Annotated in this window: 23 protein-coding genes and 1 pseudogene; 15 read left to right on the forward strand and 9 right to left on the reverse strand. The window is 59.5% G+C overall.

Features of this window, described 5'->3' with window-relative positions:
• Positions 1-69: 69 nt before the first annotated feature.
• From M1D68_RS15650 to M1D68_RS15660, 3 genes are all read left to right on the forward strand, one after another.
• Positions 70-1,275, forward strand: coding sequence for a YbfB/YjiJ family MFS transporter (locus tag M1D68_RS15650; protein WP_457967542.1), 1,206 nt, complete (start codon positions 70-72; stop codon positions 1,273-1,275).
• Positions 1,276-1,413: 138 nt separating this feature from the next.
• Entirely contained in the window at positions 1,414-1,815 is a 402-nt protein-coding gene (locus M1D68_RS15655; protein ID WP_457967544.1) for a hypothetical protein, read from the forward strand.
• A gap of 177 nt (positions 1,816-1,992) precedes the next feature.
• Positions 1,993-2,199 carry a hypothetical protein gene (locus M1D68_RS15660; RefSeq protein ID WP_420765855.1) on the forward strand — a complete coding sequence of 69 codons (207 nt, stop codon included), beginning with the start codon at positions 1,993-1,995 and terminating at the stop codon, positions 2,197-2,199.
• Between the two features lie 6 nt (positions 2,200-2,205).
• Here the strand turns inward: M1D68_RS15660 and M1D68_RS15665 are convergent, their stop codons facing one another.
• Positions 2,206-3,249, reverse strand: coding sequence for a GlxA family transcriptional regulator (locus M1D68_RS15665; RefSeq protein WP_420765854.1), 1,044 nt, complete (start codon positions 3,247-3,249; stop codon positions 2,206-2,208).
• Positions 3,250-3,597: 348 nt separating this feature from the next.
• Between M1D68_RS15665 and M1D68_RS15670 the strand changes: the two are divergent.
• A pseudogene (locus tag M1D68_RS15670) lies at positions 3,598-4,599 on the forward strand (cache domain-containing protein); the annotation flags it as partial.
• Between the two features lie 93 nt (positions 4,600-4,692).
• Positions 4,693-5,460, forward strand: coding sequence for a methyl-accepting chemotaxis protein (locus M1D68_RS15675; protein WP_457970749.1), 768 nt, complete (start codon positions 4,693-4,695; stop codon positions 5,458-5,460).
• Positions 5,461-5,598: 138 nt separating this feature from the next.
• Here the strand turns inward: M1D68_RS15675 and M1D68_RS15680 are convergent, their stop codons facing one another.
• Together M1D68_RS15680 and M1D68_RS15685 are read right to left on the reverse strand one after the other, a co-directional pair.
• The gene (locus M1D68_RS15680; protein WP_457967547.1) at positions 5,599-6,462 is read right to left on the reverse strand and encodes a DMT family transporter; all 864 of its coding nucleotides are present in this window, start codon (positions 6,460-6,462) and stop codon (positions 5,599-5,601) included.
• A gap of 182 nt (positions 6,463-6,644) precedes the next feature.
• Positions 6,645-7,544: a glycine betaine ABC transporter substrate-binding protein gene (locus tag M1D68_RS15685; RefSeq protein WP_457967549.1), complete on the reverse strand. Its 900-nt coding sequence runs from the start codon at positions 7,542-7,544 to the stop codon at positions 6,645-6,647.
• Positions 7,545-8,025: 481 nt separating this feature from the next.
• On the opposite strand from M1D68_RS15685, the gene M1D68_RS15690 reads away from it, so the two are divergent.
• Positions 8,026-10,062, forward strand: a complete 2,037-nt coding sequence (locus tag M1D68_RS15690) for an oxidoreductase (protein ID WP_457967551.1) — start codon at positions 8,026-8,028, stop codon at positions 10,060-10,062.
• A gap of 158 nt (positions 10,063-10,220) precedes the next feature.
• On the opposite strand, the gene M1D68_RS15695 is transcribed toward M1D68_RS15690, so the two are convergent.
• Together M1D68_RS15695 and M1D68_RS15700 are read right to left on the reverse strand one after the other, a co-directional pair.
• Positions 10,221-11,006 (reverse strand): pyrroline-5-carboxylate reductase family protein, encoded by a 786-nt coding sequence (locus tag M1D68_RS15695; protein ID WP_457967553.1) that lies wholly within the window; start codon positions 11,004-11,006, stop codon positions 10,221-10,223.
• Entirely contained in the window at positions 11,003-11,704 is a 702-nt protein-coding gene (locus tag M1D68_RS15700) for a TetR/AcrR family transcriptional regulator (protein ID WP_457967555.1), read from the reverse strand. Before M1D68_RS15700 ends, M1D68_RS15695 begins: the two co-directional genes overlap by 4 nt.
• 458 nt (positions 11,705-12,162) lie before the next feature.
• On the opposite strand from M1D68_RS15700, the gene M1D68_RS15705 reads away from it, so the two are divergent.
• Complete coding sequence (locus M1D68_RS15705; RefSeq protein ID WP_420765848.1) at positions 12,163-12,426, forward strand: hypothetical protein; 264 nt, start codon at positions 12,163-12,165, stop codon at positions 12,424-12,426.
• A gap of 102 nt (positions 12,427-12,528) precedes the next feature.
• On the forward strand, positions 12,529-12,615 hold the full coding sequence (locus tag M1D68_RS15710; RefSeq protein WP_442087941.1) for a small membrane protein YohP: 87 nt from the start codon (positions 12,529-12,531) through the stop codon (positions 12,613-12,615).
• A gap of 36 nt (positions 12,616-12,651) precedes the next feature.
• Here the strand turns inward: M1D68_RS15710 and M1D68_RS15715 are convergent, their stop codons facing one another.
• A complete protein-coding gene (locus M1D68_RS15715) occupies positions 12,652-13,221 on the reverse strand; it encodes a TetR family transcriptional regulator (protein ID WP_457967558.1) in 570 nt (189 codons plus the stop codon).
• A 203-nt stretch (positions 13,222-13,424) separates the two neighbouring features.
• On the opposite strand from M1D68_RS15715, the gene M1D68_RS15720 reads away from it, so the two are divergent.
• From M1D68_RS15720 to M1D68_RS15740, 5 genes are all read left to right on the forward strand, one after another.
• Positions 13,425-14,207 carry an SDR family NAD(P)-dependent oxidoreductase gene (locus M1D68_RS15720; protein ID WP_457967560.1) on the forward strand — a complete coding sequence of 261 codons (783 nt, stop codon included), beginning with the start codon at positions 13,425-13,427 and terminating at the stop codon, positions 14,205-14,207.
• A gap of 136 nt (positions 14,208-14,343) precedes the next feature.
• Complete coding sequence (locus M1D68_RS15725) at positions 14,344-14,952, forward strand: LysE family translocator (RefSeq protein WP_457967562.1); 609 nt, start codon at positions 14,344-14,346, stop codon at positions 14,950-14,952.
• A 131-nt stretch (positions 14,953-15,083) separates the two neighbouring features.
• Entirely contained in the window at positions 15,084-15,989 is a 906-nt protein-coding gene (gene gcvA / locus M1D68_RS15730) for a transcriptional regulator GcvA (protein ID WP_420765844.1), read from the forward strand.
• A 76-nt stretch (positions 15,990-16,065) separates the two neighbouring features.
• Entirely contained in the window at positions 16,066-16,893 is an 828-nt protein-coding gene (locus tag M1D68_RS15735) for an EamA family transporter (protein WP_420765843.1), read from the forward strand.
• Between the two features lie 29 nt (positions 16,894-16,922).
• Positions 16,923-17,684 carry an SDR family oxidoreductase gene (locus M1D68_RS15740; RefSeq protein WP_457967565.1) on the forward strand — a complete coding sequence of 254 codons (762 nt, stop codon included), beginning with the start codon at positions 16,923-16,925 and terminating at the stop codon, positions 17,682-17,684.
• Positions 17,685-17,765: 81 nt separating this feature from the next.
• Here M1D68_RS15740 and dctA read toward each other — a convergent pair whose 3' ends face one another.
• Both dctA and M1D68_RS15750 read right to left on the reverse strand, forming a co-directional pair.
• On the reverse strand, positions 17,766-19,073 hold the full coding sequence (gene dctA / locus M1D68_RS15745; protein WP_457967567.1) for a C4-dicarboxylate transporter DctA: 1,308 nt from the start codon (positions 19,071-19,073) through the stop codon (positions 17,766-17,768).
• 100 nt (positions 19,074-19,173) lie between these two features.
• Positions 19,174-20,343, reverse strand: a complete 1,170-nt coding sequence (locus M1D68_RS15750) for a mandelate racemase/muconate lactonizing enzyme family protein (protein WP_434676246.1) — start codon at positions 20,341-20,343, stop codon at positions 19,174-19,176.
• A 99-nt stretch (positions 20,344-20,442) separates the two neighbouring features.
• Here M1D68_RS15750 and M1D68_RS15755 point away from each other — a divergent pair, with 99 nt between their 5' ends.
• Together M1D68_RS15755 and M1D68_RS15760 are read left to right on the forward strand one after the other, a co-directional pair.
• Positions 20,443-21,318 carry a LysR family transcriptional regulator gene (locus M1D68_RS15755; protein WP_434648193.1) on the forward strand — a complete coding sequence of 292 codons (876 nt, stop codon included), beginning with the start codon at positions 20,443-20,445 and terminating at the stop codon, positions 21,316-21,318.
• Positions 21,319-21,422: 104 nt separating this feature from the next.
• Positions 21,423-21,887, forward strand: a complete 465-nt coding sequence (locus M1D68_RS15760; protein ID WP_457967570.1) for a hypothetical protein — start codon at positions 21,423-21,425, stop codon at positions 21,885-21,887.
• On the opposite strand, the gene M1D68_RS15765 is transcribed toward M1D68_RS15760, so the two are convergent.
• Entirely contained in the window at positions 21,844-22,071 is a 228-nt protein-coding gene (locus M1D68_RS15765; protein WP_457967572.1) for a hypothetical protein, read from the reverse strand. The genes M1D68_RS15760 and M1D68_RS15765 overlap by 44 nt on opposite strands.
• Positions 22,072-22,185 lie beyond the last annotated feature (114 nt).

Raw genomic sequence — 22,185 nt, forward strand, 5'->3', positions numbered from 1 at the left:
ATCGCTGCATAAACGCAACAACGATAGCCGATATGCTGGGCGCCATAAACCTTCTATGGGATCGCTTCCATGCGTACATCATCCGCGGCGCTCGCTTCATCTTCCACGGGCATCTGGCTACCGATTTTCGCTGGCCTCTGTGCCAGCCTCGTCAGCATTGGCCTGGCGCGCTTCGCCTATACCCCCTTGATTCCGCCGCTGATCCAAGCGCATTGGTTCAGCCCCGGCGACGTGGTCTACCTCGGGGCCGCCAACCTTGTCGGATACCTGATCGGCGCCCTGCTCGGCCGGCCGATGGCCCGTCGACTGTCCCATAAAAACGCCTTGCGGCTGATGATGCTGGCCGTGACGGCGGCGTTTTTTGCCTGTGCCTTTCCTGTGTCCGTGGCTTGGTATTTCGCTTGGCGATTGCTGTCGGGCATCGCCGGCGGCGCGATCATGGTGCTGGTGGCGGCCACCGTGCTGCCCCATGTACCTGCCGCCCGCAGGGGGCTGGCCAGTGGCGCGATTTTCCTGGGCATCGGGCTGGGCATCGCCGGCTCCGGAACCCTTGTGCCGCCGCTGTTGAGCCTGGGCCTCGAAGCCACCTGGCTCGGGCTCGGCGTGCTGTCCCTGGTCCTGACCGGGCTGAGCTGGTTCGGCTGGCCGCAGGATCTGCCCCAGGCAGCCGTGAGCGTGAAACATGACACGCAAAAAGCACCCATGCCCCGCGCCGTCCATCAATTGTTTGCACAGTACGCATTCATGGCGGCGGGGTTGGTCCCGGCGATGGTGTTTTTGGTGGACTATGTCGCCCGCGGCCTCAAGGCCGGCGCCCATGTCGGTGCGCTGGTATGGGTGATGTACGGCTTGGGGGCGATTATCGGCCCGGTGACCTATGGCTTCCTGGCGGACCACCTGGGCGCGCGCAAAAGCATCCGATGGGTGCTGGCCGTGCAGGCGACAGCCCTTGTCTTGCTGGCGACCGCCCATTCATTCCTGGCGTTGGCGCTGCTGGCTGTGGTCATCGGTTCGTTCCCACCGGGTATCGTGCCGCTGGCCCTGGCCCGGGTGCATGAACTGGTACCGAACCATCATGGCCAGCAAGTCGCCTGGAGCCGGGCGACCGTTTCATTCGCCACATTTCAGGCGGTGGCGGGTTTTGCGTATTCGGCGCTGTTCAACGCCAGCGGCGGGCATCATGGGCTGCTGTTTTTGATTTCCGCAGGCGCAATTGTCGTCGCGTTGCTGGTGGACTATGTTCCTTCCATTGCGAGTTATGAATCAAAAGATTAAAGTTCCGCACGATCGTCGCCGCCCGACCAACGGTCAACTTTGTCATCATCTTGCAATGTTGACTCGGGCCGACAAGCCAAGCAGAATGATCTCACTTGGCCATCATTCTTTGTTGCAGGCCAATCACGGAAGAAAGAAATGAAAAGGATTGTTTCACTGGTCGCCGTCCTGACCGCTTACCCAGCCGCAGCGGACGTACATAAAATTCAGTACAGCTACGATGATTCGAATGCCGAATACGCCATCGTCTCGTTCGTTGAAAGTGGTTCGGCTGTACAGGCCACGGTAAAAAGAACCGGTGCCTATTTCACCAATTACACAAAGCTTGAACTTGATTGCGCCAGTCGCAATGTCCGTCACATGGGCATGTATAACAGCGTCGAGGGATTGGAAAAGGCTGATTTCGACCAGATGCAGGGCCGCATCGTCGAGGGCTCGATCGCTGACGAAGTGAGCAAGGTGCTCTGCAAAGGCACTACCCTGACCGCCTCGCAAATGGAAGAAGTGCCAATCGAAAATCTGCTGGACGACCAGGGCTGAACCAAAGCCGTTTCCTGGAAGCTTTCTGACATGGAATGTCTGCGCAGTTGATCGACGAGGCTCGCAACCGCTCGCCATCCGCCGCCTTAAGACTCTTTTATTTCTGCCCAGACAGAAAAAAAGCCAACCTGACCGATAGCTTGAACACCCGTCTTTCACGACGGGCGGGGAATTGCAATGCACGCAAGAAAGATCTTCGAACTCCTGATGTCGTCCCTGGCCTATGTGCTCATCTCCTTGCTTTGGTTCGCCTACGCCGTGCCGGGGATGGTCGAGCTCGACTCTGACTTCTCCCTAATAACGGCCGCCTGCGGCTCGATTATCTGGCTGTGCGCCACGGGTTGTATCGCCTTGTACTTCGTTCAGAAAATGCGTACCGCCTGACAAGGCTCACGGCGATATCTGCTTGCGTCCAAACGTCGAGCGATAGCTGCCAGGCGGTACGCCGAAAAAATCCCGGAAGCGTCGCTGGAAATGCGGTGAGCTGACGAAACCCGTCGCGACGGCGATCTCGGTGACGGAGCGGTTGGTCTGTTGGATCAGCTGGCGTGCACGGGTCAGGCGCAGCTCCAGGTAATAACGCGTCGGGGTCGCGCCGAGAAACCGGCAGAACCGCCGTTCAAGCTGGCGTTTGGAAACCTTGACGCACGCCGCCAGCTCATCGATCGTCAACGGCTCCTCGACGTTCTGCCACATCAGTTCCAGCGCCAGCTTGAGGCTTTCCGGCAGCGTCGGGTCCGTCTCGACGAAGATTGGCGGCAGGTCCGAGGCGTCATCCCCTGACTCATCGCAGCGAAGGATCTCTTCGATGGCTCCCACCAGCGTCTCCCCGCCCGTGCGGCGGATCAGTTGGAGCATCATGCGCAGCGAACTGTTGGCGCCCGCGCAACTGACCCGCTCACGGTCCACGACATAAGCGCGACTGGACACTTTCACGCCAGGGAACATCTCAGCCATCGTTGCGCGACTTTCCGGGTGGACCGCGCATTCGAAACCGTCGAGCAGGTTCGCCTCGGCCACGAAAAACACGCCATTCCACAACCCGCCCAACAACGCCCCGCAAGCCGCATTGGCGCGCAGCTTGCGCCGCAGTAATGGCGTACCCGCAAGCTTCACGCGAAAGCCGCCGGCGACAATCAGCACGTCCAGGTTGTCCGGCAACTGCGCCAGCTCAAGATCGGTTGAGATGACGATTCCCAGGTCGCTCGTCACCTGCCCGCCCGAAGCGCCTACGGTCAGCACTTCATACAGTGGCGTGTCGTTCATCAGGTTGGCGGTGACCAGTGCGTCCACCGCTCCGGTGAAGGACATCATCGAGAAGTTGTCCATCAGCACAAACGCGACGCGCACCGGCGCCTGGCTGACCGACGCAGTCCCTTGGGGCCGATAAGCCATGTTCTTGTTCTTGAGTACGCTTTCGAATGCGCTTGGCATGGGGCCTCGGATGCAGGAAGGCGATCTGGTGGGGAGCCGGCGCAAAGCCCGGAGCATGCCATCTTGCGGATTAACCGCAGCAACGGCTTGCGTTCCCGCGACATAACCATCGGCATTAACGACGTCCGACAAATGGTGCTCTCAAGGGAATACGACCTTGGTCGATAGCGTGGATGTAGGCATGGGCGCTTTCCGTTTCAGAGTTCGCAATGCTCACCGCTAATGTTTCCGCCGTTCCAATACCGATAAATACCCGCGGGAGAAGTCATGAATATCAAACAGAAGCTGACCTGGGCGTTCGCAACCATTGCCTGCCTCCCGGTTATCCTGGTGGCGGTGCTCGTGGTGATGAACCTGCGCGATGCGGCACAAGCCAACTTCCTGGACAGCAGCAGCCGCGAAATCCGCCAGATCGACAACGGCATGAAGCAGTTCTTCGACGGCATCATGCAGAACGTTGAATTCTTCGCCAAGGACCCGCGGATCGTCGCGGCCAAGGACCTGAAGAACTACTCCGGCGCTGATGCTGCGCAAATTCCTCTTACCGAGAACAACAAACAACTGCTGGATATCTTCGATCGGTTCGCCAAGAGCCACCCGACCACCGCCTACCTATCCCTGGGCCTGGCGGACGGTGGCTACGCCAGTTGGCCGGATGATCCGAAAATCTCCAACTACGACCCGCGCCAGCGCCCCTGGTACAAGGCTGCCGTTGCCGCGCCGGGCACCACCGTGAAGACCGATGCCTACTACTGGGCCCCCGACGACGTGTCGCTGATCGGCATCGTGCACACCGTCGCCGATGCCAGCGGCAAGCTGGTTGGCGTGGTGGGCCTGGACGTGTCGCTCAAGCAACTGACCGAACTGGTGAAGAACATCAAGCTGGGCGACAGTGGCTACCTGATGCTGGTGGAAGGCAGCGGCAACGTCTTGGTGGACCCCGCCGACGCCAAGCACAACTTCAAACCCTTGGCCGACCTCGGTCCCAACTACGCAGCATTGGCCAAGAGCAGCGATGGCGCTACCCAGATCGAGATCGACGGCGTGCCGTACATGGCCAACATCGTCACCTCTAAAAGCCTGGGCTGGCGGTTCATCGGCCTGATCAAGCGTGACGAGGTGATGGCCGAAGCCGCGAGCCTGACCTGGTTGATCGCTATCATCGCCGCCGCGCTGGCCGTGGTCTTCGCAATCGTCGGCGCCAGCTTCGCCAGCGTTATCGTCCGGCCGATCCGCGGCGTTGCCAACGGCCTGCAGGAAATCGCTGAAGGTGAAGGCGACCTCACCCGCCAACTCGCTGTACAGGGCAAGGATGAAACCGCCACCCTGGCAAGCTGGTTCAACCAGTTCCTGGGCATGATTGCGCAACTGGTTCAACGCATCGGCAGCGCCTCCTCCGACCTGCAAACCGCAGCGGCGGACACCCGCGACGTCGCACAGAACATGAACGAAGCCGCCGGGCGCCAGCGCCAGGCCGTGGAGCTGGTGAGCACCGCGTTCAATGAAATGGTCGCCACCGCCAACGAAGTGGCCCGCTCGTGCAGCCAGGCCGCCGTCAGCGCGGACACCGGTTATCGGGATGTACACGACGGCCAGCACCACATCGGCGAAGCCACGGGCAGCGTGTTGAGGCTCAGTGAAGAATTGCAGCAGTCGACCCAGACCATGCAGGCGCTGGAACAGGACAGCAAGAACATCAACACGATCCTGGACACCATTCGCTCGATCGCCGAACAGACCAACCTGCTGGCCCTCAACGCGGCGATTGAAGCCGCACGCGCCGGCGACCAAGGCCGCGGCTTTGCCGTGGTGGCCGACGAAGTACGCGCCCTGGCGCGGCGCACCGCTGACTCCACCGGCGAGATCGACAGCTTGCTCGGCAATCTCGCCCGGCGCACCCAGGAAGTGACGCAACAGATGCAGAACAGCCTGCACGTGTCGCAAACCAGCGTCGAGCGTATCCAGCAGGCCCGCGACAGCTTCGACAAGATCCGCACCTCGGTGGACTCGATCCGCGACCAGAACACGCAGATCGCCACCGCCGCGGAACAACAGCATCAAGTGGCCGAAGACATCAACCGGCACATCGCGCAGATCCACTCCGATGCGCAGCTGGTTGAAGAGTTTGCTCACACCGCACAAACCGGTTCGGGGCGTTTGACGGATATCTCCGGACAGCTCAAGGGCTTGGTGGGACGCTTCAAGTTCTAAACTGGGCTTAAGAGCACTGAAGATCAAATGTGGGAAGCCTGCTCGCGAAAGCGTCGTCACAATCAGCGAAGGAGCTGAACGTGCCGACCTCTTCGCGAGCAGGCTCGCTCCCACAGGATTATGGGTTTGATGGAATCACTACCCTTTTGCCTTGATCGCATACATCCCGCCGGCAATTACCAGACAGGCCCCTACGACTGTCCATGTGTCGGGCAGCTCGCCGAATACCAATAGGCCAATCAGCGTAGCGAATACCAGAAGAGAATAATTGAACGGTTGAAGTGTAGCTGCCGTTGCAACCTTCAGCGCCTGAAGCAATAACAGCTGGGCCACCACACCGGTCATGGAGAGCACGGCTATCAGGCCCCATTGCGCCGGGTTCGGTGCTACCCAACTTGGAAGACCCAACAAGGTAATCGCTATCGCGCCGAAAAAACCCATGTGAAGCATGTTCGTGGCGAACGAGTCTCCCCGGCTGATTCGACGGGTCAGCACGCTGAAGATGGCGAAACCCAGGGCAGACAACAGCGGAATCAGCGCCGCCAGTTCGAAAACACTGGAGCCGGGACGAAGGATAACCAGCGTCCCCGTGAAGCCAATGGCGGCGGCAACCCATCGACGCACGCCAATGAACTCCCCCAGGAACGCCCCCGCCAACGCCAGTGTCATCAAGGGGAATACCGCGTACAGGGCATGCATTTCAGCGAGTCCCAAATAGCGCAGCCCCAATCCGAACAAGGCGCTCTCACCCACGCCAATGAGCGCACGGATGATCTGCTGGTAGGGATGGCGGCTTCGGCACGCGGTCCACAGGCTGCCCTGATAGGCGCTATAACCGACAGCAAAAGCCAGGAACACCCAATAACGCACCATCACCAATTGTGCGATCGGAAGCTCCTTGACCAGCACTTTGGTGACCCCATCCTGAGCTGCAAAGATCAGCATGGACAGAAGGCAAAGGACGATACCTAAGCGCGGTCGCGGGGCGTCATGATCATGCACCGCGCGCACCTGCCTCGGTCGAGGCCGACTTCAACCTGACGGGCGGTTCCTCATCCGGTTTGATATCCCATGTCGTGACCGTCATCGCTCAGCCTCTGAATAGAACAAGGACTCATCCAGCAGCGCCCTTGGCTCTCGACCAAGGGCACCGGACTGCAACAGCTATCGGACAGCAACGGCCATCACTGGGCTGGTGTCGCGGACGCCGTCTGGCTGCCGAACATCGCTTCGAAACGCGGTTTGTTGGCTGCGTAATATTCTGCCACCACCTTGTCCGCCGAGCTGTCACGGGCGTCCGCCATCAACTTCTCAAGGTCCGCTTTCGGAATCTTGAAGTTGGCGAAGAATCGGGCCACATCAGGGTGCTCCGCGCTGAAACCTTTGCGTGCGACGGCGTGGATCTGCTCAGCGCCACCGAAAATCTGCTTCGGATCATCCAGGTAGCGCAGCGGCCATTTGGCGAACATCCAGTGCGGGCTCCAGGCGTTGACCAATGACCATTTGTCACGCTTGAGGTTGCGATCCAATTCACTCAGCATCCCGGACTCTGAAGAAGCGACCATCTTGTAGCCGTCGAGCTTGTATTGCTCGATGGCTTTTTCCGTCAGCTTGTACTGACCATTGCCCACTTCCGAAGTGAGGATCTTGCCGCCGAGTTTTTCCCGCACTTCAGGCTTGTTGAGGTCTTCGACGCTGGCGATCTCGCTGGTTGGAATGGAGGTGGGCACCGCCATGCCGATCCGGCCTTCGTACAGCACGCCGAGGTCTTCGAGCCTGTCCTTGTACTTGTCATAGAACGATTTGTGGGTGCTGGGCAGCCAGACCATCGGGATCAGGTCGATATTGCCGTTGGCCAGGGCCTGGAACTGGATGCCGATATCGGCGAGCACCAACTTGACCGGTTGCTTGAGGTGATCCTGCAACGCGGTGTTCGCCAGTTTCACCGCGATCTCCGTATCCGACCAGTTCACCCAGCCGATGCGGATGGGCGCGGGTTCATCGGCCTGAGCGATCAGACTGCCGCAGGCAAATGCAAGGCCTGCAAACCAGCCGATAAAATTTTTACTGGATAACGTCATCATGTGCATCTCCGCAGACTGTATTAATAGTTATTGGCAGGGCAGCAGAAGCATTCATTTTTCATCACGACCGCACGCGGCCATCCGGTGAGTTCTAGTTATCAAAATACAGGGACTTGTGTTTTCGGCCCTCCTCCGCCCTTTGGCGTTTCCAACCGCAATGACCGGCTGATTCACAGCGCTTTCTCGCGTGCCGGCAAAGCCTCGAACAAATCCGCCCTCAGCAGGTAATCCGCCCAGCCTCCAGACCGTTGGGGGCAAACCCTGAATCCACCGCTGCGCGGGAGGCACCCATCGCGCCACCACGCTGATGCAGGCGAGCGGCCGCACGTGCCGAATCCCCCTGTTTCGACTGGATGGTAATCCTGGTTTTCCTGCCACGCAAGAAAAATGTACACCTGTGTCTCACTCGTTGACACACATGAACATTCAACATACCGTTATGTCAAAACCCAGCCTGATGTTCTGTTCCCGGAGCAACACCATGTCCAGCGATCCTCTGCTGCAGCCCTACAAAATCAAGCATCTGACGCTCAAGAATCGGATCATGACCACCTCGCATGAGCCCGCGTATCCCGTCGATGGCATGCCGAAGGATCTGTACCGTGCCTATCATGTCGAGCGGGCGAAGGCCGGCGTGGCGCTGACCATGACTGCCGGCTCCGCTGCCGTTTCTCGGGATAGCCCGCCGGTATTCAACAACGTGCTGGCGTACAAGGACGAAGTGGTCAAATGGATGAAAGACCTGACCGATGAGTGCCACGAACACGGCGCGGCGGTGATGATCCAGCTCACCCACCTGGGACGCCGCACGCGCTGGGACAAGGCCGACTGGCTGCCGGTTGTCTCGCCGTCCCATCGCCGCGAAGCGTCCCACCGGGCGTTTCCGAAAAAGCTGGAAGACTGGGACATCGACCGCATCATCAAGGATTACGTCGATGCCGCCGAGCGCATGAAAGCCGCGGGGCTCGATGGCCTGGAGTTGCAGGCCTACGGGCACCTCATGGATCAATTCTGGTCGCCACTGACCAATGATCTTGATGGGCCCTACGGCGGTTCCCTGGAAAACCGAATGCGCTTTACCTTCGATGTGTTGCGCGGTATCCGCCAGCGTTGCGGCGAGGACTTCCTCCTTGGTGTGCGCTACACCGGCGACGAGGATCTTCCCGGCGGTTTCGGTTTCAGCGACGGCATCCAGATTTCCCACATGCTCAAGGACAGCGGCCTGGTGGATTTCCTAAACGTCGTGCGCGGTCATATCGATACCGATGCGGGCCTCACCGACGTGATACCGATCCAGGGCATGCGCAACTCGCCGCACCTGGATTTTGCCGGGGAAATCCGCTCGGCAACCGGTTTCCCGACCTTCCATGCGGCCAAGATTCCGGACGTCGCCACGGCGCGACACGCCATCGCCTCTGGCAAGGTGGACATGATCGGCATGACCCGCGCCCACATGACCGACCCGCACATCGTGCGCAAGATCATCGAAAAACGTGAAGAAGAAATCCGTCCTTGCGTTGGCGCCAACTACTGCCTGGACCGTATCTATCAGGGCGGCGCGGCGTACTGCATCCACAACGCCGCCACCGGCCGCGAAACCACCATGCCCCACGAGATTCCCAAGGCATCGGTCAAGCGCAAGGTGGTGGTGATTGGCACCGGCCCGGCGGGCCTGGAAGCAGCACGGGTGGCCGGCGAACGCGGCCATGACGTCACGGTGTTCGAAGTGGCGGATCAGCCCGGGGGGCAGATCCGCTTGACCGCGCAAAGCGAACGGCGGCGCGAGATGATCAGCATCATCGATTGGCGCATGACGCAGTGCGAACGGCTGGGCGTAAGGTTCCACTTCAACACCTGGGCCGAAGCCGAGACGGTCCTGGCCGAAGAACCGGATGTGGTGATCGTTGCCACAGGCGGCTTGCCCCATACCGAGGTGCTCAAGCTAGGCAATGAGCTGGTGGTGTCGACCTGGGACATCATCTGCGGCGATGTCAAGCCTGGTCAGAACGTGCTGATCTTCGATGACGCCGGCGACCACGCGGCGCTCCAGGCCGCCGAGGTCATCGCCAACAGCGGCGCGAAACTGGAGATCGTCACGCCGGACCGGTCGTTTTCGCCGGAGGTGATGGCGATGAACCTGGTGCCGTACATGCGCAGCCTGCAAGACCTGAACGTCACGTTCACGGTCACGTATCGGGTCGACTCGGTGGAGCGACGCGACGGGCAGCTGGTTGCCCACTTCGGTAGCGATTACGGCCAGGTGCACAAGCAGCGCGTGGTCGATCAGGTGGTGGTCAACCATGGCACCCTGCCGCTGGACGATCTGTACTTCGAACTGCGCCCATATTCGAGCAACAACGGCGCGGTCGAACAGCACAACCTGATCGCAGGGAACCCCCAGAACATCGTGACCAACCCCGAGGGCCGCTTCCAGTTGTTCCGGATCGGCGACGCGGTGTCGGCGCGTAATACCCACGCGGCCATCTATGATGCGCTGCGGCTGGTCAAGGACATCTGAAGTCGTGCCCAACATGATCTTTTCAATTGCTGAAAACTGAAGTGGGAGCGAGCTTGCTCCCGATAGCGGTGCCTCAGTCACAGGGATGTAGGACCGGCTGCCGTCATCGCGAGCAAGCTCGCTCCCATAAGGGTTCTGCGGATGCGGGACTCCTGGGGTCAGGCTTGAAGCCCTTTGCGCGCCACGGCGGCGCCCGCTTGCAATGCCCTTCCCACCTGCGCCTCGAAATGCCCCTGGGTCATCGATTGCAAGGCGGCGGCTGTCACGCCGCGGTAGGCAACCAGAGTATCGATCATTTGCTGGGCGTCGCGGGTGGCCAGCAACTGGCTGCTGTTGATCACGACATTGCTTGCGGCAAGCTGCGCAATCTCGCCGGGGATACCGGCTGCCATCGCCTGATTCACCAACGCTGTCATCAACAAGGCAGGAAAGGCCGGGCCGGTGCCCGAAAGCGCGGAGAGATAATCGATAAAGTCTTCCTGCTGGACCTCTGCAGCAGTGCCCACGCATTCGAACAACTGCTGAATGAGGGTCTTCGTCATCGGTTCCACCGCGCCAGCGCAATACCAAGGCGTAAAGGACTGCCCGATTTCCACCGCCGCGTTGGGCATCGCCCGTACGACCCTTGAGGCCAAGGTCCGTGCGGCGATTGCCTGCGCCGTGATCCCGGCCATCAATGAAATCACCGTCTTGCCCGATGCGTCGAGGGTCAGGCTGGCGAATTGCTCGGGTCTTACTGCGATGATGATGACGTCGCTGCGATCCGCCAGTGCCTGGTTATCGGTGACCAGGCAAACGCCTTGCTTCGCCAATGGATGGGCACCTGAGCGATTGGAAATAATCAGATTACCCGCCGGCAACCAGGCCTTCGCCAACACGGCCTTGGCAATCGCCGCGCCCAACCACCCCGTTCCGCCGACGATTCCCAGCGTCACTTCATTCATTTTTCAGCCGTTTCTTCAAAGGTTTCCATCAGCGGCACGAACACCCCTGGCTCTTTTTCGGCATAGCCGAATTTGCCATAAAACCGATCCAGCTCACGCTGCTTGGGCACCTTGCCGGTGAAAATGCTCACGTAATGCGGGATGCGCTGGAAGCGCACGGTGATCAGCTCGCCGGTGTTCATGGTGATGTAGCCGATCTGCGTCAGATAAATCGTCCGAGCCCGTGCGTCGGCCCCCTGGCTGTCGTAGCCGAAGCGCTTGAACATGCTCGCCAGGGCGCCCATACGTTGCTCGTCGACAATGGCGACCTGTTGCGCGACGTCTGCGGACTGGAGCGCCCAACTGCGCACCGCAAATTCAAACTGAGAATCGAACAATTGCGGATTGAGCCAACATTCAAAAACATTCAGGATCGCCTCGGAGATGCTCTCGGCGTAGCTTTCGCTTTGCCGGATCAAACCCCCGGTGTTGGTTTCGCGCCAGCGCGACAGCAAGGCCGCCAGCAACTGTTCGCGATCCTCGAAAAACCAATAGAAGCTGGTGCGTGACAAACCCAGGCGCTTGGCCAACGGCATGACCCGGACCGCATCGATGCCGGACTCCTTCAAAGCCTCATAGGCCGCTTCCAGCCACCCTTCGGGCGACCCTCGCCAACCCGCGTCTTGGGCCTTGCCACGCGCCTTTCCCACCTGGGGCATCTTGCATCCACCTTATTGAACATACGTAACGCGAATGTACTCGGATGCCCGCTAAATGTACACCTAAGTACATTTGATTGACGAGCCGCGCCCTCCTCTCCCCGAGGTCGCGAAAGGACCAATGAGCGCAAGTCATGGGTCGCCCAAAGTGTCGCCCTGGCCTGGTCGCGGTTGCTCGGCGATCACTTGCAGACGAGCAACCTGGTCCGTCCCACCCCAACCCTCTTACGCACCGATGCCAAGCTCTGCCTCCTGGGCCCGTTGGGCCGGACGTCTGAGCGGCAAAGTGTCAGGCGTTTTCGCGAACGGCTGATGACACATCTGGCCCAAACGAAGGATGTTTGATCGGTGGCGCCTCGACCCGTTTTTTATCAATCTGCTTAAAAAACCGGGCCTGCGGCCGATACCCATGACAAGAGCCCAGCGACTGGGTAGCTGGATGGCGGCGGGAACCGGTAATGACAGACATATATCTGCTGATAGCGAGCGGTACGGACCAGAGCGATGCGTACGTCCTGGGTTGGTTCGATGACCGAACCAAGGCCCGGGAAGTGGCCGAGCAGAAGGAATGGGAAGCTTATCGAGCCAGTCTGAAGGCGGAACACCCTTGGTCAAGCCATAAACCACTGGCACCGGACAAGACCGAATACCGGCGCTACTGGATCAAGACCGTTTCGAAATTCGAACACGTTTCCATCCCGAGGTCCCTCGCGGTGCACTGACAGCCCTGCCCCTCATAGCATCGATTCAGTGCGAAAATTTAACGAACCGCGCGCGCTCGCCAAGGGTCTAGAAAACTAAGCCCATCCGATGAGAGCGTTCCTATGTTGAAATTTCTTGGTGGTACCGTTGGGATCATTTTCCTGATCGGCCTGATCGTGGTCATTGCCTTGTTCAAGTTCATTTTCTGATCCGGCCAGCGGTAGCGCATTGCGCTACCGCTGGCTTTACACGGGTTCGGACGCGGGCAATAACGCCAGGATCCGATCACGGCAGACTTGCAGTATCTCATCCGCCAACGGAGCATCATCCGGACAGGCCCGCGACAGCATGACCGCGCCGACGGCCTGGGCGAACAGGTTGATCATCGCTGCCCGGCCCCCTTCTTCTGTCGACCCGAGCTTTTCTTCCAGTGCAGCCAGGGTGCCCTCCAATCCAGCGGCAAACGTGGTTTTCACCTCATCGTCCTGACGCGCCGCGTCGCCGCACAATGCCGCCATCGTGCAGCCGTTGCCCCGCGCATCGCGGTGCTCGCGCGAGACATACATGGCGAAAAAACCCGCGACATCCAGTTTGCTTGCGCTGGTCAATGAGCGCGAAAGACTGTCTGCGGCGGCTTCCGCCATCAGGTCGGCTTTCGAACCGAAATGCTTGTAGAAACCACCGTGGGTGAAGCCGGCGGCGGCCATCAGGTCCGCCACACCGATGCCGTCAAAGCCACGTTCACGAAACAGAACAGACGCCGTCTCGACGATATGTTGCCGGTTTGCCTGTGCCTGAGCCTTAGTCACTCTCATTTTTCATCACCTCGTACCGCTCGAATCATGCCTCGCATCATACATAGATGCCGACCATAATCAAATTCATTGACATCTTAGATTTCGGTCATCATCCTAACAACCAGCCCACACGCCCCCCCCTAAGCTCGATGTGGACCGCCAACGGCGGCGAAAAACCCCGCCGTTGATCGCACGTCTTAATCCCTGAAGAGATCGACACCATGACCACTCGCAAAACCGTCCTCATCACTGGCGCTTCCACCGGTATCGGCGCTGTCTATGCCAAGCGCTTTGCCCAACGCGGCCACGATCTCGTGCTGGTGGCCCGTGACAACGCCCGGCTGGAAGCATTGGCAACCGAGCTGCGCAACGAACACCATATTACCGTCGATGTGCTCCAGGCCGACCTCACCCAATCCGCTGACTTGAACCAGGTCGAAGCGCGCCTGCGAGATGACGACCGTATCGGCATCCTGATCAACAACGCGGGCGTGGCCCAATCCGGCAGTTTTATCGAACAGACCACCGACAGCGTCGCGCACCTGGTTTCGCTCAACACCACCGCGTTGGTACGGCTCGCCAGCGCCGTCGCTCCACGCCTGGCAAAGGCCGGCGACGGCGCGATCATCAATATTGGCTCGGTGGTCGGCTTGGCGCCGGAATTCGGCATGTCGGTATATGGCGCGACCAAGGCATTCGTGTTGTTCCTCTCCCAGGGGCTCAGCCTCGAACTCAACCCCAAGGGCGTCTACGTCCAAGCCGTCCTGCCGGCGGCTACCCGGACCGAAATCTGGGAACGCGCTGGCATCGACGTCAATACGCTGAGTGAAATCATGGAAGTGGGCGATCTGGTCGACGCGGCGCTGATCGGCTTCGATCGTCGCGAACCGGTGACCATTCCGCCACTGCAGGACGGCGCTCGCTGGGATGCGTTGCAGGCCGCGCGCCAAGGGTTGCTGGGGCAGATCAAGCAATCGGCGGTGGCTGAGCGGTACAAGGCCTGACGGTTCCAAGGTCACCGCTACGCCGCCGCGGTTCCCTCTATTGGTTAGCCAAATGGCGGTGAAGTGGATTAAGCGCTTTCCATGATCGCTGTTCACCCGCAGGATGTGCTCGGGCTCACCACACCTGGACTGGATCATGCCATTTGAGACTTGGTTGCTCTATCTGCTCACCTGCTGCGGCATTGCGGTAGCGCCAGGCCCCAATGCGTTGTTGGCGCTTACCCATGGGGCAATCCATGGAACCCGCAAGACGTTGTTCACTATCGCAGGCGGCGTACTCGGCTTTTCAGTCGTGCTTTCGCTTTGCGCATTGGGGCTGGGTGCGCTTATCCAGGCATCCGCCACTTGGTTCACAGCACTGAAGATCGTTGGCGGGCTCTACCTGATCTGGTTGGGCTTCGGTCTGTGGCGATCCCCACCCGTCAGTCTCGACGCGACGAGTATCGAAGGCTTTCGACGGTGGTCGCTGTTCCGCCAAGGCTTGGTATCGGCCATCTCCAATCCCAAGGCGCTGCTGCTGTTCACCGCGTTCATCCCGCCCTTCCTTGATCCGCACCGCAATATCATTGCGCAGACACTCACTATTGCGCTGACTTACGCCGTGGTCGAATTCATCGTTGAATACTTTGTCGCCAGCGCAGCTCACCGGGTCAGGCCTTGGCTGGCTCGAACCGGGCGCCGGTTCAACAAAGTCTGCGGTGGCTTTTTTGTGGCTTTTGGGGTGAGCTTGCCCATTCATAGCTGAATACCTGAACCGCAATCATTGCCTACCCATCGGACCATCGCGTAGAAAGCGCCCCCGACTCCAGGCCCTGGCTCTATCATGAGCTAACGTTCATGATTTGCTTTTGCGCCGAATCGCCGGGATACCTATACATGAGAGACCTGCCGCCGACCGCCACATTGCGTGCCTTTGAAGTCGCCACCCGACACCCCACGTTCACCGCGGCCGCGCAGGAGCTGCACGTGACGCAGAGCGCAGTCAGTCACCAGCTCAAGCACCTGGAGGCGCTTTGGGGGTTGCAGTTGTTCGAGCGCGGCAAGTCACTGACCCTCACGGCAGCGGGGGCTACGCTGGCGCCCATCGTGCGGGAATTTTTCATGAGCCTGGAAGCGACCCTGGGCGATCTGCGCGAGCAGAAAGGCAGGGTCAGGCTCGAAGTCAGCACCACGTATTCCTTCGCGCTGAAATGGCTGCTGCCGCGCTTGCCGGGGCTTTCCCGCCATTATCCGGAACTGTTGGTCGCGCTGGACACCACCGATAAGATCATCCATTTCTCCAACGCCCAAGCCGATGTTGCGATCCGGCTTGGCAAAGGCAACTATCCCGGCCTGTATTCGGAATTCCTGTTCGGCGAGCAGGTGTTTCCAGTGGCGAGCCCCGATCTGCTGCAGCGCTTGGGCATGCCACACAGCCCCGCCGAACTGCTGCATTACCCGCTGCTGACCCGTGACGGCGCCGAGCTGGTACCAAAATGGGAGGACTGGTTTCAGAAGGTTGGGTTGGAATTGTCGCCGCTCAAGGAGAGCGTCAGGTTCGGCGACACCAACATGACAGTGGAGGCCGCGTTGCTCGGCCAAGGTGTTGCCTTGGTGCGTAGCGGCCATGTTGAAACCGAGATCAGCGACGGCCGCCTGGTGCGGCTGTTCGATGTGCCGTTTGCATCACCGCTTGCCTATTATTTTGTCTGTCCCAAGGGCATCGAATCGCAACCGCACATCGTCAGCTTCCGCCAATGGCTGGCCAGCGAGGCGTTGAAGGTTCAACACGTCTACGACTGATACATGAGAATTTGCTCATGAACCAATGAGGAGACTTCTCTGTCGCCCGGCCGTCGCGCTGCCTAGAATGGCGACCATGCCTACCCATATCGTCCTGCTGGTCCTGTTCGCCGCGCTCCTGCATGCCAGCTGGAATGCCTTGCTGCGTGGCGGCGCCGATCGACTCTGGTCAATGACGGTCATGTGTATCGTCATCGCCATCGTCTGTGCCATCGCCGCGATATTCATGGTGCCACCGGCACCGGCCAGCTGGGGCTATGGGTTGCTTTCGGCGTTGCTGCACGTTGGCTACAACTTGTTTCTGGTGCGCAGCTACCGGGTCGGCGACCTGGGGCAGATCTATCCGATTTCCCGCGGATCGTCACCGGCGTTGATCACCCTGGGGGCGGCGATCTTTGCCGGAGAAAACATTACCCCCGGCGAGTTGCTCGGTATCGGCCTGGTGTCCGGCGGCATCATTTCCCTGGCCTTCCGTGGACGCAGCCTGTCGGTTCCCAGCCTGCCCTATGCGCTGGGAACGGGTTGCTTCATCGCGGCCTATAGCGTCGTTGACGGCATGGGCGCCAGGCTTTCGGGCGCGCCGCTCGCCTACACAGTGTGGATGTGCGCCGCGTGGGGTGTGCTGATGCCTCTCGTGTACATCGGCCTGCGCGACGCCCGCAGCTTATTCTCCGTCCGGCCCGGGATACTCGCCGCGTCGGTCGGCGGGCTGGTCTCGCTGATCGCCTATGCAATTGTCATCTACGCCATGAACGAAGCGCCTCTGGGCGCGGTATCGGCATTGCGCGAGACCAGCGTGTTGTTCGCGGTATTGATCGGCTACCTGTTTCTTGGCGAGACGCTCACCGCCCGCCGGGTCTTGGCGTGCACCGTGATCGCCAGCGGCACCTTCATCATCGGCTGACCCATCAACTGCCCAGGAGAATATTCCCAATGGCTGACATCCCGCAGGCGCCCTTGATCCTGATAACCGGTGGAAGCCGCGGCGTGGGTGCCGCCACCGCGCGGCTGGCCGCCGCACAAGGCTACAACGTCGCCATCAGCTATATCGCCAACGAGACCGCGGCACTGACCGTGGTGGCGGACGTGGAGGCATTGGGACGGCGCGCGCTGGCCATGCGCGCCGACAGCTCGGACCCCAAGCAGGTCGCCGATCTATTCGCAGCCATCGACTGCTCGTTCGGACGCATCGACGTCCTGGTCAATAACGCCGGGATGCTGTCGGCTCAGTCACGCCTGGAGGACCTCAGCTTCGAACGCATGCAGCGCATCTTCGCAGTCAATTCCATCGGCCCGATTCTCTGCGCCCAGCAGGCAGTGAAACGCATGTCCCACCGGCACAACGGCCCCGGCGGAGTCGTGATCAATATCTCCTCGGCATCGGCGCGCCTCGGCAGCCCCAATGAATACGTCGACTATGCGGCATCAAAGGGAGCATTGGAGACGTTCACTATCGGGTTCGCCAAAGAGGTGGCCCGAGAAGGCATACGCGTCAACTGCATCCGCCCCGGGCATATCTACACCGAAATGCATGCCAGCGGCGGCGAGCCGGGACGGGTCGATCGGGTCAAGGATTCCATCCCCATGGGGCGTGGCGGTCAGCCGGAGGAAGTGGCGCGGGCCATTCTATGGCTGGCCAGCGCGGAGGCGTCGTTTGTGACCGGGACATTTCTTGATGTGACGGGGGGCAAATGACGTGGATGGCCTCATTGGAACGAAGCCTGGAGGCCAGAGCCGGTCATGCCGCTGAAGCGGAATGACCGGAGGCCTTATCGATTATTTTTGCGCCAACAATGCCTTTCTCGCAGCCTTGTCTTGCTTCATTGCGGCGATTTCACGCTCGCAGGCCTCGACGTCGAAAGAGTTGTCCCACTTGGCAATGGCGATGGTGCCGATGCCGTTGCCAATGAGGTTGGTCACAGCCCGCGCTTCGTTCAGGAACCGGTCAATCCCCAAGAGCAAAACGAGGCCTACCAACGGGATGGAGTGGATGGTCGTGAGCGTTGCCGCCAATGTCACAAACCCAGCGCCCGCCACGCCAGCCGAGCCTTTGGACGTCAGCAGGAACACGCCAAGCAGGATCATTTGGTCCACGAAAGTCAGCGGCGTATTGGTGGCTTGGGCAATAAAAATGGCGGCCATGGTGAGATAGATACAAGTGCCGTCAGCGTTGAAGGTATATCCCGTAGGCAGCACCATCCCCACTACTGATTTTTTGCAGCCAAGCTTTTCAAGCTTCACCATCATTCGCGGCAACACAGCCTCGGTTGAACAGGTGCCCAGCGTGATGAGGATTTCATCCTTGAAATAACGCAAAAACTGCATCAGCGGCATGCCCGACCATCTCGCCACCGTACCCAGCACGACCATGATGAATATCAACGTCGTGACATAGAGCGCGACAAGCAGTTGTCCGAGTGAGAACAAGGTCCCAATTCCGTATTTGCCGATAGTGAATGCCATACCGGCCCCAGCACCAATCGGCGCCAAGCGCATGACCATCGCAACTATCTTGAAGAGGCCTTGCAAGAACAGGTCAATGGTGTTGATCAACGGCTTGCTGGTTTCGCCCATTTGAACCAGGGCAACTCCCATCAATACCGAAAGCAGGATGACCTGAAGCATGACGCCATTGGAGAACGCACCAATGAAAGTCTGCGGGATGATATTGAGGAAGAACTCAACGGTGCCGCCCTGTTCATTCGCAACTTGGCTGTATTTGCCAATAGCACTTGCATCAAGCGCGCTGGCATTGATGTTCATACCCACGCCAGGCTTCACGATGTTGACGACGATAAGACCGACAACCAGAGCAATGGTGGACAGGATTTCGAAGTAGATCAATGCCTTCACACCGATCCGACCGACTTCCTTGATGTTGCCCATCTTCGCTATGCCGACCACGACAGTGCCGAAAATAATGGGTGCCAATAGCATCTTTATCAGTTTGATGAAGCCATCGGCAAAGGGTTGGAGCTTGGCTCCAATATCAGGAACGAAGTAACCGATTGCTGCGCCGATCACGATACCGATCAGCACTTGCACGTACAGCTGGCTATACCAGCGGGACTTGGAATTTTCCACGGAAGCACCTCATTTTATTTTTGTGATGGGCTGTGGGCTGGCGCCGGTGGTCGGCGCCTGGTTCTGCGGCCTGCTCCCGCAGGCCGCAGCTTGAGGGTGATCAGCCTTCGCCCAGCTCACGCATGACTGCATACAAGGCAGACTTGGCTTCGAATCCCACACCCGGAATATCCGGCAGACCGACGTAGCCGTTTTCCACCTTGATCCCATCGGCGAACCCACCGAATGGCTGGAACACGTCTGGGTATGATTCGTTACCGCCCAGGTGCAGGCCGGCTGCGATGTTCAGGGACATCTGGTGACCGCCATGGGGCACTACGCGACGGGAAGACCAGCCCAGCTCTTCCATGACTTCAAGGGTGCGCAGGTATTCCACGAGGCCATAAGACAGTGCGCAGTCGAATTGGAGGAAGTCGCGATCGGGCCGCATGCCACCGTGGCGCAACAAGTTGCGAGCATCCTGGTGGGAGAACAGGTTTTCACCGGTGGCCATGGGCAATTCATAGTGGTTGGCCAGCTCAGCCTGCAATGCGTAGTCAAGCGGATCACCGACCTCTTCGTACCAGAAGAGGTTGTACTTTTTGATGGCTTCCGCGTAAGCGATACCCGTCTGAAGATCGAAGCGACCATTGGCGTCGACCGCCAATCGACGACCGTCCCCCACCACTTCAAGTACCGCTTCGATGCGACGGATGTCTTCGTCCAGTGGCACCGCACCGATCTTCATCTTGACCACATCGTAGCCACGATCCAGATAGCTCTGCATTTCCGCCTTGAGCTTTGTCTGATCCTTGCCAGGGTAGTAGTAGCCACCCGCTGCATAGACCCAGACCTTGTCATCCGCCACGCCATTGCGGTAGCGGTCAGCCAGCAGGCGATAGAGCGGTTTGCCTTCAATCTTGGCGACGGCATCCCATACGGCCATGTCGATGGTGCCAACTGCGACCGAGCGCTCTCCGTGTCCGCCTGGCTTCTCGTTAGTCATCAGGGTCTTCCAGATCGCGAACGGATCCAGGTTGTTGTTTGCATGATCGACAAGGGTGTCGGGCTCAGCTTCGGTGACACGCGCCAGGAAACGATCACGCATCAGGGCACCCTGGCCGTAGCGGCCATTGGAGTTGAAACCGTATCCGATCACGGGTTTGCCATCGCGAATCACATCCGTGACCACAGCGACGACCGAGCAGGTCATTTTGGAGAAGTCGATGTAGGCGTTGGCGATTGGGGACGCAATGGAAACGGTTTTTTCACGAATATCGACGATGCGCATGAGGGGTTCCTCTTGTTGTTTGTAGCCCCACGTTAGGCTTTGCGATCTTTCCCGCCCAATGCTATTAATGCCGCACCCTATGCACAGGAGGCATGGCCCTTGGAACTCGTTTGGCTCGAAGACCTTTCAGCACTCGCGGAATATGGGAGCTTTGTTCGGGCGGCTGAAGCGCGGCACGTCACTCAACCAGCGTTCAGTCGCAGAGTGCGCTCGTTGGAAAATTGGATGGGCGTACAGCTGTTCATCCGCACGCCCCATGGCGCGACGCTGACCGAAGCGGGGAGGCAAATATTGCCGAGCGCCCAGGAAGCCGCGCGGCGCTTGTACCGAATGCGCAACGAGGCTCAGGAAGTGGCGGGAATGGCCGCCAGATCATTGCAGTTCGCTGCAACCCATTCCCTGTCGTTTACCTTTTTCCCAAGATGGCTCCGCGGCGCAGAACACGGCGCCCCCATCGAGGCCGTGCAGTTGCATTCAGGTAGCATGGCCGTCTGTGAGCAAATGCTGATACACGGACAGGTTCAGTTTCTGCTCTGTCACCGCCATCCCGACGTTCCCCCGTTGCTGGCGCCTGACCAGTTCACGGGTAAGAAAGTTGGCGAAGACGTCCTGGTTCCCCTGGCGAGTGCTTCTGCCAACTTTGGCACCACCCCAGCGGCATTGCCCTACCTCGCCTACACCCATGAATCAGGATTGGGGCGCATCGTTGCTCATCGATTGCAGGGCAAGGAAGACTACCTCCACCTCAAGCCCCTCTTCAGCAGCCACCTCGCGGCGGTGCTGATGTCGATGGCACTGGAAAGCAAAGGAGTCGCATGGCTACCCAAAAGCCTCACCGAGCAGGAGATCCTGGACGGGCGCTTAGTCAGGGCATTGGACGAGAGTTGGGATATCCCACTGGAAATTCACCTGACCCGCCCGACGGCGCCACTTAGCCAATCCGCAGAAGAGTTCTGGTCCAGGGTGGGCGTCTAGGCTTATCACGCGTGGCCTGAGATTCATCTGAAGGCAATGGACACGGACCTGAAGCGCGCCAAGCTGATAGCCAGCGAAAACGGGATCAAATTCCCAGGGCCGCAATGAGGCGAGTCAACAACCAGGTGCGCCAGCGCCGAAGGCAAACATGGCTGGACATCCCAGCCAGCGGAATCGAGGGAGCAGGCCATGGCCGAAACACAGCAGCCGACGGCGGAAGCGCTCAAGCAGCGGCGAAGCGCGAGAAGGCAGCAGACACAGCTGCAAAGCTGGGCATCGAGAAGTTCACAGTTGAAGTGGCCGGCGTGTTCAAGGCCGACCTCAAGCAGGTGATGAAGGCCCACGGCATTGACAACCAGCAGGATATTCACCAGCGGCTGATGAAGAATTTGATCGGCGCGGACTTCGAAACGCAGGCTTGGATGCTGCAGAATGTCACGACACCCTATGAGATTCCAGAAAAGGCGTCGCGATCATTTTACGAAAAGAGCATGGCGGAGATTGCGGCCAATCCCGGCGATGGAATTATTTCGCCTTTGCCGACTTTGAAACCTCAATGTAGCGGTTGAATGGCGGATAAATCGAAGTGCTGTCTTCTACCTCGTACGAGGCGACAACTTCCCCGTCGGCGCTCAATTCATCGTATTGATAGATGTCTATGTCGTGGCCACGACGTGAACCTTTGGCCTCCATGCCCGTAGCTACCAGCCGATGCCCATCCGGGATTGGCATTTTTTCGAAGTGCGCTTCCATAGTTTCTCCTTGTCCCGGCCCCACGCCGGTCACCCCTAATACCCCAACCCAAACCAAAATGCCACTGGGCGCAGCATCAGGGCGGTTAGCGGCGCGGAACGTGCCGATCCACTC

The organism is Pseudomonas sp. R4-84, from assembly GCF_054130985.1.